The organism is Streptomyces sp. BI87 (assembly GCF_025957665.1).
In the GTDB taxonomy this organism is placed as follows: Bacteria; Actinomycetota; Actinomycetes; order Streptomycetales; family Streptomycetaceae; genus Streptomyces; species Streptomyces albidoflavus.
Map to the genome: position 1 here is coordinate 865,236 of NZ_CP110079.1, position 12,859 is coordinate 878,094.

Annotated in this window: 9 protein-coding genes and 1 pseudogene; 4 read left to right on the forward strand and 6 right to left on the reverse strand. The window is 72.6% G+C overall.

What is annotated here, in order from left to right; translation table 11 throughout:
- Nucleotides 1–305: 305 nt before the first annotated feature.
- Together OIM89_RS03700 and OIM89_RS03705 are read right to left on the reverse strand one after the other, a co-directional pair.
- A complete protein-coding gene (locus tag OIM89_RS03700) occupies nt 306–776 on the reverse strand; it encodes a universal stress protein (RefSeq protein ID WP_264491769.1) in 471 nt (156 codons plus the stop codon).
- Nucleotides 774–1,154 (reverse strand): annotated as a pseudogene (locus tag OIM89_RS03705) (universal stress protein); the annotation flags it as partial. The gene OIM89_RS03700 and the pseudogene OIM89_RS03705, both read right to left, overlap by 3 nt.
- A gap of 870 nt (nt 1,155–2,024) precedes the next feature.
- Here OIM89_RS03705 and OIM89_RS03710 point away from each other — a divergent pair.
- The gene (locus OIM89_RS03710) at nt 2,025–3,722 is read left to right on the forward strand and encodes a SpaA isopeptide-forming pilin-related protein (protein WP_264490983.1); all 1,698 of its coding nucleotides are present in this window, start codon (nt 2,025–2,027) and stop codon (nt 3,720–3,722) included.
- Nucleotides 3,723–3,986: 264 nt separating this feature from the next.
- Here the strand turns inward: OIM89_RS03710 and gcl are convergent, their stop codons facing one another.
- A complete protein-coding gene (gene gcl / locus OIM89_RS03715) occupies nt 3,987–5,768 on the reverse strand; it encodes a glyoxylate carboligase (protein WP_047468505.1) in 1,782 nt (593 codons plus the stop codon).
- Between the two features lie 234 nt (nt 5,769–6,002).
- Here gcl and OIM89_RS03720 point away from each other — a divergent pair, with 234 nt between their 5' ends.
- Nucleotides 6,003–6,674, forward strand: a complete 672-nt coding sequence (locus tag OIM89_RS03720; RefSeq protein ID WP_264490984.1) for a hypothetical protein — start codon at nt 6,003–6,005, stop codon at nt 6,672–6,674.
- A gap of 63 nt (nt 6,675–6,737) precedes the next feature.
- Here OIM89_RS03720 and OIM89_RS03725 read toward each other — a convergent pair whose 3' ends face one another.
- Nucleotides 6,738–8,366, reverse strand: a complete 1,629-nt coding sequence (locus OIM89_RS03725) for an AMP-binding protein (RefSeq protein WP_264490985.1) — start codon at nt 8,364–8,366, stop codon at nt 6,738–6,740.
- Complete coding sequence (locus OIM89_RS03730) at nt 8,363–10,039, reverse strand: AMP-binding protein (RefSeq protein ID WP_264490986.1); 1,677 nt, start codon at nt 10,037–10,039, stop codon at nt 8,363–8,365. The genes OIM89_RS03725 and OIM89_RS03730 overlap by 4 nt, the downstream gene beginning before the upstream one ends.
- Before the next feature lie 213 nt (nt 10,040–10,252).
- Between OIM89_RS03730 and OIM89_RS03735 the strand changes: the two genes are divergently transcribed.
- Entirely contained in the window at nt 10,253–11,080 is an 828-nt protein-coding gene (locus OIM89_RS03735; protein ID WP_030696737.1) for a helix-turn-helix transcriptional regulator, read from the forward strand.
- A 21-nt stretch (nt 11,081–11,101) separates the two neighbouring features.
- Here OIM89_RS03735 and OIM89_RS03740 read toward each other — a convergent pair whose 3' ends face one another.
- A complete protein-coding gene (locus OIM89_RS03740) occupies nt 11,102–12,040 on the reverse strand; it encodes an oxidoreductase (RefSeq protein ID WP_052231074.1) in 939 nt (312 codons plus the stop codon).
- A gap of 90 nt (nt 12,041–12,130) precedes the next feature.
- Here OIM89_RS03740 and OIM89_RS03745 point away from each other — a divergent pair, with 90 nt between their 5' ends.
- Nucleotides 12,131–12,739, forward strand: a complete 609-nt coding sequence (locus OIM89_RS03745; protein ID WP_030696735.1) for a TetR family transcriptional regulator — start codon at nt 12,131–12,133, stop codon at nt 12,737–12,739.
- Nucleotides 12,740–12,859: the final 120 nt, after the last annotated feature.

Below are 12,859 nucleotides of genomic sequence, written 5' to 3' on the forward strand. Positions count from 1 at the left end.
CCCACGCCGGCCCATCAGGGTCGTTCCCACCGGCACTCCCGCCACCGTCCGGCGCTGGAGAACGCCCGGTTCCACAAGGGCGCTCAGCCTCGCGCGCCGCCGCCAGGCAGGAGCCCCTGGCCTCGGTTTCATGCCGGAGGCCGCATCCGGCAGCCGGCCCGGGAGCGACGACGGGTGAGGCGCCCACTCCCGTCGCCGCCTTGACAGCGGCTCACCGCTCGCTCCGCCTTCATCGTGCTGGTGGGCGTGGTCTGAAAGCCGGCTCCGCGGGCGATGCGGTCACCGCACGGCACCTGACGGGTAACTCACCGGGTGGGGACGAGAGCGATGGGGACATCGGCAAAGTGGAGTACTGCGTGGGCAACGTGCCCGACGTAGCGCGTGCCGAGTCTGCTGCGACGGCCGACGACAAGGAGTTGCGCCGAAGCCGCAAGAGAAATCAGCATCTCCACGCTCGGCCCGAGTTCGATGTGCTCGATCACCGTGACGTCGGGGTAGGTCCGGCGCCACGGCCCCAGACGGGCGTACGGGTCACTTTGCTGAGCCGACTCCAGGCCGCCTCGCGTTTCCGACAGGGCCAGCACCGCGGGGTGGCGGTTGACGATGGGGGGAGGCTGCCAGGCGCGTGCGGCACGCAGCGGGACGCCTCGCGTGGCCGCGGCCCGGAAGGCGAACTCCAGAACCGCATCGGCCTCTTCTCCGTCCTCGGGGACGCCCACCACGATGTCGCCGTTCTGCGGCCGGTGGCTGACCGTGCCGCCACGGATCAGGACCACGGGGCAAGCGGCCTGGCTGAGAACGCGAAGTCCGACCGATCCGAGAATGAAGCCCGTCACCGGCCCAGGCCGACGCGAGCCGAGCACGATCATCTGCGCGTCGTCGCCACGCTCGACGAGCAGCTCCGCCTCCGGACGGACCACCAGCTCGGCCTCCACCTCGACGTCGCCGTGGTGTTCGCGTACCCACGTGAGAGAGGCGTCGAGGAGGTTCCTGGCCTCTTCGTCCTCCTATCCGTCCTTGCCGAAGCCGAACCCCTTGTAGCCGTACAGCAGCAGGAGCGGAGCTTTTCGCCGTCGCGCCTCGCGAGCAGCCCAGTCGGCCGCAAGGAGACTGTCGGACGTTCCGTCGACTCCGACGATGATGTGCTGAGGCACGGGATCTCCTTCGAGGAAGGTCGGCAGAGTGGGGTGCCCTGTCGGGTGCGGCCCGTTCCTGGCGGACCTGCCCGGAAGAGGGCTGTGGGGTGGGGGCAGGGGGAAGTCAGTAGCGCAGCAGGGCGGCGACTCCGTCCGTGGCGGCCAGCGAGCCGCGCGCGGCTCGCCACCACAGCTCGATCTGCTCGTCGGCGTCGTGCGCCGAGCGCGTGGTGTTCAAACGCACCGACACCACAGGGGCATCGGTGTCGTACAGGGGCTGCAGAAATGCGAGATCCATAGCGTCCGGGCACGCCGGCCCTGCCACCTTCCCAGCGCATACACCATCATCAGCAAGCTATCCCTCAGGCCGTTTTTCGCATGTAATGCAGGCATTGGTAGTACCTCTCGACTTCGCCCGGCGATCCGGCGCGAGGCGGCCGCAGACCCGAACGGGGCGCCTTGAGCTCGGGGAGGGGGCAGGGGACGCGGCGGCCGATCACGGCCTGCTCCCGCTTCGCCGCGTGCTGCTCCTGGCCCCGCTTTCGACCGTCTGCCTCCTGCGCGGCGGAAAGTGGGGCGCCATCGGAGTGATCGGTGAGTGTGGCATTCGGGAGTGCCCCGGGTCGCGGTTCACGATTCCGGGGCACATGCGCTGCCCCGGGACGGCAGCAAGCTCGCGCCTCCTCCCCCTCCCTACGGATGCGGCGGATTTCCATGAGCACCGCCGTCCCGTCCGCCCTAGCGAGAGGAGCACCCGTCGTTACTGCCCGAACGTCCGCCGTACCCCTTTCCCCGCCCTCGGGGAGACCGATCCGCCGTCCGCGCCTGGCCCGGGGCGCTGTCGGGCTGCTCGGCGGGCTCGCCCTGCTGGCGGGGCTGCCTGCCACGGTGCCGTCCGCCGCGGCCCAGCCCCCGCCTCCGATCTACGTGGGCGAGGACTTCACGGGGGCCACCGCGCCAGGCTTCACCGGCTACGGCTCGGCGTGCCTGACGGGAGCGCCCGCCGACGACGACGGGCCGACGACCGGCTCCCACCCCCTCGGGGGCTGCCCGACTCCCTCAGCGGTCGGCGGCCCCGTACCTCCACCCGGGGCGGCCGGTAACGGCTACCTCCAGCTGACCGACGCCAAGACCGACCAGAGCGGCGCGGCTCTGTACAACCAGGCCATCCCCGCCGGGGACGGGCTGGTGGTGACGTTCGAGCAGTGGCAGTACGGCCCCACCGCCGAGTTCGGCGGGCAGATCCGCCCAGCGGACGGGATCTCGTTCTTCCTCGTGGACGGCACCGCGAATCTGGACGCGCCGGGCGCCTTCGGCGGCAGCCTGGGCTACGCCCAGAAGAACGACCCCGACGAGGCCGTCGTCCCCGGTGTCGACCAGGGTTACCTCGGAATCGGCCTCGACGTGCTCGGCAACTACTTCAACGACGGCGAAGGCCGCGGCAGCGGCTGCCCCGCCGACCAGCGGTCCCCGGCCGGCACTGCGTTCCCCACGCCCTCCAGCACCGGCTCCAACATGGTCACCGTGCGCGGTCCCGGCGACGGCCTCGAAGGCTACTGCTGGCTTGGCGCGACCTACACCGGGGAGCACGACGCGGCGGGGTGGGAGTCCAGCCTGCCCGGCTCACGCGAAGGGCCGACGACCGAGGTCTCCGGCGACCCGGTCCAGGCCGAACAGGACCTGGAGCCGTCCAAGCGGACGGTGACCGTGGAGATCACCCCCGCACCCGACCCCGTGATGACGGTGTGGATCGACTTCCAGGACGGCCAGGGCGCCCAGCAGGTACTGAGCATGCCGGCGCCCTCTCCCGTGCCCAGTACCTACAAGTTCGGTCTCGCCGGCTCCACAGGCGTCTGGTCCAACGTCCACCTCATCCGCAACGTCGTCATCGGCAAGCCCGCTCCGGCGCTGGGCCTGGACAAGTCTGTTTCGGACGGTCTGCCGCTCCCGCTGGAGGAGGGCGACACCGTTCCTTACACCTACACGGTCACCAACACTGGCAACACCCGACTGGACGAGGTCGTCGTCACCGACGACCGTCTCGGCCCGATCACCTGCCCTCAGACATCCCTTTCCCCGGGTGAGAGCGTCCAGTGCACCGGCATCGGCACCGTGACGGCCGCGGACGCGGAACGAGGCGAGCTGCTCAACACCGCTACCGCCACTGCTACGTACGACGGGCAGCCGGTTGGTCCCGCCGAGGACAGCCTCAGCCTGCCCGTACGCGAAACGGCAGGCGGGTCCATCACCATCAACAAGGTGGACGCCCACAAGGGTAAGCCGCTGGCCGGCGCGGTATTCGAACTGTGGCGCGAGACCAACGGAGTTCCCGGGCTCCAGACCCGCGGCGACAACACCGACACCTGGGACGGGAGGGAGTGCTCCACCGACAGGCAGGGCGTCTGCACCTTCGCCGACCTGGCCGACGGCATCTACTACCTGCTGGAGACCAAGGCCCCCCACGGCTACCGGCTGCCTCGGCCCCCGGTGACCGGCCCCCTCACGATCGAAGGCGACGAGCACCTGACCAAGCAGATCGAGAACACGCGCGGCAAGCACTGCAAGGACAAACACTGCGAGAAGTAAAGCCGCGGCAGCCGAGCACGCGGCAGCGCGTACGACGCGGGCGTCCCGGCCCCAGCCGGGCCAGCGTCGCCGGGCGCGGTCAGGCGTTGCGGTCGACGAGCGGTGTCTGCCCCAGTCATACGGGCCCCGGGGCCCACCGGGGCGGGCACCGCTGACGACATCGACAGACTGCCGGGGCGCAGGATTCGGACATGCCGGGCTGCTCCGCCACGACGGGCCCGAGGGAGGCGGCCACACCCGGCGGCCGCCTCCTGAAGCCCCGGCTCACCCCTTGAGCGTCCGCACCGCCGTGGGCGCGTGCCCCGGCTCCGTGGCGAGTTCCTCGAACTCGTTGACCTTGTCGATGTCGCTGCCGCTCATGGCGATGTTGGTGACGCGTTCGAGGACGGCCTCGACCACGACCGGCACCCGGAACTCCTCGGCCAGCTTGCGGGCCTCCGCGAAGGCCCCGGCGAGGTCGGCGGGGTCGGTGACGCGCAGCGCCTTGCAGCCCAGCCCCTCGGCGACCTTGACGTGGTCGACGCCGTAGACCCCCAGCTCGGGCGCGTTGATGTTCTCGAACTCCAGGTTGACCTGGAAGTCGATGTCGAAGTTCCGCTGCGCCTGCCGGATGAGGCCGAGGTAGGCGTTGTTGACCAGGACGTGGACGTAGGGAATGCGGTGCTGGGCGCCGACGGCCAGCTCCTCGATCATGAACTGGAAGTCGTAGTCGCCGGAGAGGGCGACCACCGGCGTCGTGGGGTCGGCGACGGCGACGCCGAGCGCGGCCGGGACGGTCCAGCCGAGCGGGCCGGCCTGGCCGCAGTTGATCCAGTGGCGGGGCCGGTAGACGTGGAGCATCTGGGCGCCGGCGATCTGGGAGAGGCCGATGGTGGAGACGTACCGGGTCTCCGGCCCGAAGGCGCGGTTCATCTCCTCGTAGACCCGCTGCGGCTTGATCGGGATCGAGTCGAAGTGGGTGCGGCGCTGGAGGGTGGCGCGGCGCTCCTGGGCGGACTCGGCCCAGGCGGAGCGGTCCGGCAGGGTTCCGGCGTCGCGCTGCTCGCGGGCGAGTTCGACGAAGAGTTCCAGGGCGGCGCGGGCGTCGGAGGCGATGCCGTAGTCGGGGGCGAAGACCCGGCCGATCTGGGTGGGTTCGATGTCGACGTGGACGAAGGTGCGGCCCTCGGTGTACACGTCGAGGCCGCCGGTGTGGCGGTTGGCCCAGCGGTTGCCGATGCCGAGGACGAAGTCGGACTCCAGGAAGGTCGCGTTGCCGTAGCGGTGCGAGGTCTGGAGGCCGACCATGCCCGCGTTGAGCGGGTGGTCGTCGGGGAGCGTGCCCCAGCCCATCAGGGTGGGCACCACGGGGACGCCGGTCAGCTCGGCGAACTCGGTGAGCAGATCCGCCGCGTCGGCGTTGATGACACCGCCGCCCGCGACGATCAGCGGACGCTCGGACGCCTGGAGCATGGCGAGCGCCTTGGCGGCCTGTGCGCGGGTGGCGGCGGGCTTGTAGACGGGCAGCGGCTCGTACGTCTCGGGGTCGAACTCGATCTCGGCGAGCTGCACGTCGAGCGGCAGGTCGACCAGGACCGGGCCGGGGCGGCCGGAGCGCATCAGGTGGAACGCCTGCTGGAGGGCGCCGGGGACCTGGGCCGGCTCCAGGACGGTGACGGCCATCTTGGTGACCGGGCCGGCGATGGCGGCGATGTCGACCGCCTGGAAGTCCTCCTTGTGCAGGCGGGCGGTGGGCGCCTGTCCGGTGATGCAGAGGATCGGGATGGAGTCGCCGGAGGCGGAGTACAGCCCGGTGATCATGTCGGTCCCGGCCGGGCCGGAGGTGCCGACGCAGACCCCGATGTTGCCGGGGTGGGTGCGGGTGTACCCCTCGGCCATGTGGGAGGCGCCCTCGACGTGCCGGGCCAGCGTGTGCTGGATGCCGCCGGACGCCTTGAGCGCGGCGTAGAAGGGGTTGATGGCCGCGCCCGGCACGCCGAACGCGCGGCTGACGCCTTCGCGCTTGAGGATCTCGACTGCCGCACGGGCAGCGGTCATACGAGCCATGGAGGTCTCCTGGTTCGACGGCGGCCCCGGTTCCCGTCGCGCCCGCCGGTAGCCGGGTACCGCATCAGCTCTCCGTACCGGGGGTCGGCCGACCCGGCCTCGAACGAGGCACTTTCGCGATACGGAATACTGATTCTGTGATGTGGAATCAATCTAGATTCACGGTTCCCGCAGCGTCAAGAGGAGGCGTGGGGGACGATGGGCCGCCGACCGACCCGGCGAGGGGAGCCCGCGATGCCCGACCGCGTTCCGGTGCGCTGCCCGGTCTGCCGCCGCGACCACCAGTACGCGCCGGCCGCGTACCCGTGCCGGTGCGGCGCGCCCGTGGTGGCGCCCCCGGCGCTCGGGGCTCCCGCCCGGCAGCTGGTCCACCGGGTCTGGGAGGACTCCTGGATCACCGTGCGGTGCGGGGTGTGCGGGCGGCAGGACCGCTGGCCGCAGCCCGAACTGGACTGCGGCTGCGGGGCGGTGCTGGCGCTGCCGGTGCTCTCCGTGCCGCAGGCGGCCGGGCGCGGGGAACCGGAGGCGGCCCGGTACGGCTCGGCGCCCGCCTGGGACCCGGTGGCGCTGGCGGTGCACTGGCTGGAGCGGCTCGGCCACCGCGAGGTGCGGCGGATGGAGCGGCGCGAGGCCAGCACGGTGGGGCTGCGGGCGAGCGGGGTGCTGGCCGAGGTGGAGACGGCGGCGCGGCCGGTCGGGGCGCGGGCGGTGGAGTGCCTGTGGCTGAGCGGGCTGGCGGCGGGGCTGCCGGCGGTGCACTTCGCGCGGGCCGGCTACACGGCGGGGGCGAAGGAGCGGGCCGAGGGAATCGGGCTGGCCCTCTTCGCCCTCGACGCGAGCGGCGCGGCCCGCCCGGTCAGCGGGGCGGCCGGGGAACTGGCCCGGGGCGCGGGCGGCGGGGCGTGAACGAGCCCCGGACGCGGGCGGGGAGGAGCCGCGCGTCCGGGGCCGCTCGGAGCGGGGCCCGGGTCAGCGGCCGTAGCGCTCGCGGAGCTCGATCTTGCGGACCTTGCCGCTGACCGTCATGGGGAAGGCGTCGAGGAGCTGGAGGCGGCTGGGGACCTTGTAGTGGGCGAGGCGGTCGCGGCAGAAGGCGCGCAGCTCCTCCAGGGTGAGCGGCCCGGCGTTCTGCTTCGGGATGACGCAGGCCAGCACCTCCTCCCCGTACTTCCCGTCCGGCACGCCGACCACCTGCACGTCGGCGATCTTCGGGTGGGTGTAGAGGAACTCCTCGATCTCCCTGGGGTATATGTTCTCCCCGCCCCGGATGATCATGTCCTTGATGCGGCCGACGATCTCCACGTACCCGTCCTGGCGGAGGACGGCGAGGTCGCCGGTGTGCATCCAGCCCGCCGGGTCGACGGCCTCGGCGGTGCGCTCGGGCTCCTCCCAGTAGCCGAGCATCACCGAGTAGCCGCGGGTGCAGAGCTCGCCGGCCTCGCCGCGCTCCACGGTGATGCCGGTGCCCGGGTCGACGACCTTGACCTCCAGGTGGGGCAGGACGCGGCCGACGGTGCCGGTGCGGTGGGCGAGGCTGTCGTCGCGGCGGGTCTGGGTGGAGACCGGGGAGGTCTCGGTCATGCCGTAGCAGATGGAGACCTCGGCCATGTGCATCTCGGTGACGACCCGCTTCATGACCTCCTCGGGGCAGGGCGAGCCGGCCATGATGCCGGTGCGCAGGGAGGTCAGGTCGTAGGAGGCGAAGTCGGCGAGGTTCAGTTCTCCTATGAACATGGTGGGGACGCCGTAGAGCGAGGTGCAGCGCTCCTGGGCGACGGCGGTGAGGGTGGTGACCGGGTCGAAGACCCGGCCGGGGATGACGATGCAGGCGCCGTGGGTGGTGGCCGCGATGTTGCCCATGACCATGCCGAAGCAGTGGTAGAAGGGGACGGGCAGGCAGATGCGGTCCTGCTCGGTGTAGCCGACGTTCTCCCCGACGAAGTAGCCGTTGTTGAGGATGTTGTGGTGCGAGAGGGTGGCTCCCTTGGGGAAGCCGGTGGTCCCCGAGGTGTACTGGATGTTGATGGGGTCGTCGCAGCTCAGCTCCGCCTCGCGGGCGGCGAGGGCGTCCGGCGGGCAGGCGTCGGCGGCGGCGAGCAGCGCCGTCCAGCTCTCCTCGCCGAGGTAGGCGGTCTCGCGCAGGGCGGGGCACTCCTCGCGGACCTCGTTGACCAGGGCGCGGAAGTCGTTGGTGCGGTGGCCGGGGGTGGCGACCAGCAGGCCGGTGCCGGACTGGCGCAGCACGTAGGCGAGTTCGTGGGCACGGTAGGCCGGGTTGATGTTGACCATGATCGCGCCGATCCGCGCGGTGGCGTACTGGACGAGGACCCACTCGGGACAGTTGGTGGCCCAGATGCCGACCCGGTCGCCCTTGAGGACGCCCCGGGCGAGCAGGGCGCGGGCGAGCCGCTCGACGTCCTCGGCGAACCGGGCGTACGTCCAGCGGCGGCCGGAGGCCACGTCGACGAGGGCCTCGCGGTCGGGGTGGGCGGCCACCGTGCGGGCGAGGGAGGCGCCGATGGTGTCGGGCAGCAGCGGGGTGGCGGAGGTGCCGTGTGCGTAGCTGAGGGCGGAGCGGGGGGCGGGGACGGTGGTCACCGGTACTCCTCCTCCCGGTACTCGGCGTCCGAGCCGGCTTCGGTGGCGGCCCGCAGTTCGACGCGGCGGATCTTGCCGGAGACGGTCTTGGGCAGCTCGCCGAACTCCAGCCGCCGCAGCCGCTTGTAGGGCGCGAGGACGGCCCGGGAGTGCTCGAAGAGCAGCTTGGCGGTGTCGGGGCCCGGCTCCCAGCCGGCGGCGAGGACGACGTACGCCTTGGGGACGGCGAGCCGCAGCGGGTCGGGGGCGGGGACGACGGCGGCCTCGGCGACCGCCTCGTGTTCGAGGAGGGCGCTCTCCAGTTCGAAGGGGCTGATCTTGTAGTCGGAGGCTTTGAAGACGTCGTCGCTGCGGCCGACGTAGGTGAGGTAGCCGTCGGCGTCGCGGGCGCCGATGTCGCCGGTGCGGTAGTAGCCGCCGGCCATCGCCTCGGCGGTGCGTTCCGGGTCGCCGCGGTAGCCGGTCATCAGGCCGACGGGGCGGTCGGCGAGGTCGAGCGCGATCTCGCCCTCGTCGGCGCCGGGTTCGCCGGTGACGGGGTCGAGGAGGGTGACGGTGTAGCCGGGGCTGGGGCGGCCCATCGAGCCGGTCTTCAGGTGCTGGCCAGGGGTGTTGGCGACCTGCACGGCGGTCTCGGTCTGGCCGAAGCCGTCGCGGATGGTCACGCCCCAGGCGCGGCGGACCTGTTCGATGACCTCCGGGTTGAGGGGTTCACCGGCGGCCAGCGCCTCGCGGGGCGGGGAGGCGAGGCGGGTCAGGTCGGCCTGGATGAGCATGCGCCAGACGGTCGGCGGGGCGCAGAAGGTGGTGACGCCGGCTCGCTCCATCTCGCCGAGGAGCCGTTCGGCGTCGAAGCGGGTGTAGTTGTGGAGGAAGACGGTGGCCTCGGCGTTCCACGGGGCGAAGAGGTTGGACCAGGCGTGCTTGGCCCAGCCGGGCGAGGAGATGTTGAGGTGGACGTCGCCGGGGCGCAGGCCGGTCCAGTACATGGTGGCGAGGTGGCCCACCGGGTACGACACGTGGGTGTGCTCGACCAGTTTGGGGCGGGCGGTGGTGCCGGAGGTGAAGTACAGCATCAGCGGGTCGGCGGGGTCGGTCGGCCCGTCCGGAGTGAACGCGGCCGGCGCTCCGGCGGCTTCGGCGTACGACAGCCAGCCCTCGGCCGGCGCGCCCACGGCGACGCGGGTCCAACCCCCGGGGACCTCGGTGAACTTCGGCGTGTCCTCCGTACGGGCGATCACGTGCCGCACTCCCCCGCGCTCCACCCGGTCGCGGAGGTCGGCCGGGCCGAGCAGCGGCGTGGCCGGGATGACGACGGCGCGGAGCTTCATCGCGGCGAGCGCGGTCTCCCAGAGTTCGGCCTGGTTGCCGAGCATCACCAGGACGCGGTCACCGGCGGCGACACCCAGTCCGCGCAGCCAGTTGGCGGTCCGCGAGGAGCGTTCGGCCATGGCGGCGAAGCTCACCCGGGTCTCGGAGCCGTCCTCCTCGACGATGTGCAGGGCGGTCCGGTCGTTCCCCTCGGCGACGGCGTCGAACCAGTCGAGGGCCCAGTTGAACCGCTCGGGCCTCGGCCAGCGGAAACCGGCGTACGCCGTCTCGTAGTCGGTGCGGTGCCGTAGCAGGAAGTCCCGGGCCTCGCGGAACTGTTCGGTGGCGCTGGTTGCCGCCATGTGTCCTCCTCATTGCCGGACCACTGCCTACCATCGTCTAATTCGTGATGCAGGTCTCACCACCCCCGGACGGGGGTACGGACGGACCGTGCCCGATCGTCCGGGACCGGGGCGAGCGGGGGCGGAGGGGCAGGAAGGAGCACGGATGTGACGACGGGCGGACAGGATCGCCCACGCGGGCGGGCGCGTGGCGGCGATCTCGAAGGGGCCGAGATGCGGGAGGCGCTGGCCCGGCTGCGGCGCGCCACCGGCCTGCCGATCGCCTTCGGCGGGCTGATCGAGGGACGCCATCAGGTGCGGATCGCGGAGCTGAGCGGCACGGGCACCACCGCTCTGCGCGGCCTCAACGTCTCCTCCGGCAACGGCCTGGGCGGCAAGGCCGTCGCCCTCACCCGCCCGTGCGCGGTCACCGACTACCGCGCCTCGCGCCGGATCAGCCACGAGTACGACGCGGCGGTCGCCGCCGAGGGCCTGCGCTCCGTCCTCGCCGTCCCCGTCGTCGTCCACCGCCACGTCCGGGGCGTGCTCTACGGGGCGCTGCGCGCGCCCACCCCGGTCGGCGACCGGACCCTGTCGGCGGCGGTGGCGGCCGCCCGCGACATCGAACAGGCCCTGGTGGCCCGCGAGGAGGCGGCCCACCTGCTCTCCCGGGCCGGGGAGCCGCCCCGCGCCTCCTCGCCCGCGGCCTGGGAGGAGGTCCGGGAGATCCACGGCGAGCTGCGCACCCTGGCGGGCCGCCTCCCGGACCCGGCGCTGCGCGCCGAACTCCTGGCCGCCTGCACCCGGCTGGCCCGCGCCGGACAACCGGGGGCGGTGGCGCCGCCGGGTGCGCCGAAGCTGCCGCCCACCGTGCTGACCCCGCGCGAGGTGGACGTCCTGGTCTGCGTGGCGGGCGGGGCGACCAACGCGGCGGTGGCCGGACGGCTCGGGGTACGGCCGGAGACGGTCAAGGGGTACTTGCGCTCGGCGATGCGCAAGCTGGGCGCCCACACGCGGCTGGAGGCGGTGGTGGCGGCGCGGCGGCTGGGGCTGCTGCCCTGAGGTGCGCGGGGCGGGCCGGTCTCACCTCGCCCCCTGGAACGCGTACCGCACCCCGGTCAGTTCCTCCGAGACCGACCAGAGCCGGTGGCCGGCCTCGGGGTCGGTCACCCGGTGGATCAGCCCGACCTGCTTCGGCGCCCCGCGCAACTCGCCCATGCCGTCCGGGCCGATGAACTGGCCGCTCTCCGCCTCGGGCGCCGTCGCCGCGTAGAGCTGCGGGAGGGCGCCCTGCTCCGGGGGCTGGGCGAAGGGCCGCAGGAGCCGGCCGAAGACCAGCTTCACCAGGCCGAACGTGCCGCTCGTCGAGAGGCTGGTGGCGGTGTAGCCGGGATGGGCGAGCAGGCTGCGTACGGGACTGCGGGCCTCGCCCAGCCGCCGGTGCAGCTCGTGCCCGAAGACGGCGTTGGCCAGCTTCGACTGGTTGTAGAAGCCCATGGGGGCGTAGGCGCGCTCGCCGGAGAGGTCGTCGAAGTGCAGGCGCCCCTGCCGGTGGTTGAGGGAACTCACCGTGACCACGCGGGGGTCGTCGCCCGCCGCCAGCAGGTCGAGCAGCAGCCCGGTGAGGGCGAAGTGGCCCAGGTGGTTGGCGGCGAACTGCACCTCGTGGCCCTGGGCGGTGAGGGTGCGGGGCGGCGCCATGACGCCTGCGTTGTTGACCAGGAGGTCCAGCCGGGCGTGGGCGGCGCGTAGTCCGTCGGCGAAGCCGCGGACCGCGTCGAGGTCGGCCAGGTCGAGGCGGCGTACCTCCAGGCGGGCGGCCGGCGACTCGGCGGTGATCAGCCCGGCCGCGCGGTGCCCCTTGGCCTCGTCGCGCACGGCGAGGATCACGTGCGCGCCCCTGCGGGCCAGCGCACGGGCGGTCTCCAGGCCGAGACCGCTGTTGGCCCCGGTCACCACGGCCACCCGGCCGCTCTGGTCGGGGATCTGTCCGGCACTCCAGCTCTGCGGAGGTCTCTTCATGTGGCGCATACTGCCGCGCGTGACACTTGGTGTCAAGGTGCGCCCGAGTGCCACCAGGGGCAACCGAAGACACCGGGGTAGCATGGCTCCGTGACCTCCCGCCCCGACCTCTCCCTGGCCCAGCGCAAACGCCAACTCGTGGCGGACGAGCTGACCGAGGCGGCACTGCAACTGCTGGCGCTCAGGGGCTTCGACGGAGTGACGGTCGACGAGATCGTGGCCGCCGCCGGGGTCTCCAAGCGGACGTTCTTCCGCTACTTCGCCTCCAAGGAGGACGTGGTCGTCCAGTTCCTCGCCGACATGGGCACCGACATGTGCGCGGAGCTGGCCTCCCGCCCCGCCGGGGAACCCCCGTCGACCGCGCTCCTGCGCACCGTCCTGATCCCCCTCACCACCTGCGGCGCCCACTCCGAGAAGGCGTTGCCGCTGGTCCGGCTCATCCTCAGCACCCCGGCCCTGCGCGCCCGCTTCCTCGAACGCCAGGCACAGTGGCGCGAGGGCCTGAGCACGGAACTGGGGCGACGGCTGGGGCTCGACCCGGCCACCGACCTGTATCCGCACCTGGCCGCCGGCATGGCCCTGACCGCCTTCGACACCGTCCTGCTGCGGTGGACCGAGAGCGAGGGCGCCGACGACCCGGCCGACCTGGCCGAGCGGGCGTTCGCGCTCATCGGGGCGAGCCTGGACAGCGTGGCCTGACCGCCGGCAGCCGTCCCGGACCGTCTGCGCGATGACGGAAGAGCAGGCACGGACGCCCCGCCCCCGGGCGCGACTGGTCATCGGGATCGTGCGCCGGGGGACGAGATCCTGCTGGTGCGG

What these genes read in the sequence shown, in the direction of transcription:
- gcl (WP_047468505.1), bottom strand. Translation starts at nt 5,768, where the DNA reads ATGGCTCGTATGACCGCTGCCCGTGCGGCAGTCGAGATCCTCAAGCGC.
- OIM89_RS03720 (WP_264490984.1), top strand. Translation starts at nt 6,003, where the DNA reads ATGCCCGACCGCGTTCCGGTGCGCTGCCCGGTCTGCCGCCGCGACCAC.
- OIM89_RS03730 (WP_264490986.1), bottom strand. Translation starts at nt 10,039, where the DNA reads ATGGCGGCAACCAGCGCCACCGAACAGTTCCGCGAGGCCCGGGACTTC.
- OIM89_RS03735 (WP_030696737.1), top strand. Translation starts at nt 10,253, where the DNA reads ATGCGGGAGGCGCTGGCCCGGCTGCGGCGCGCCACCGGCCTGCCGATC.
- OIM89_RS03740 (WP_052231074.1), bottom strand. Translation starts at nt 12,040, where the DNA reads ATGAAGAGACCTCCGCAGAGCTGGAGTGCCGGACAGATCCCCGACCAG.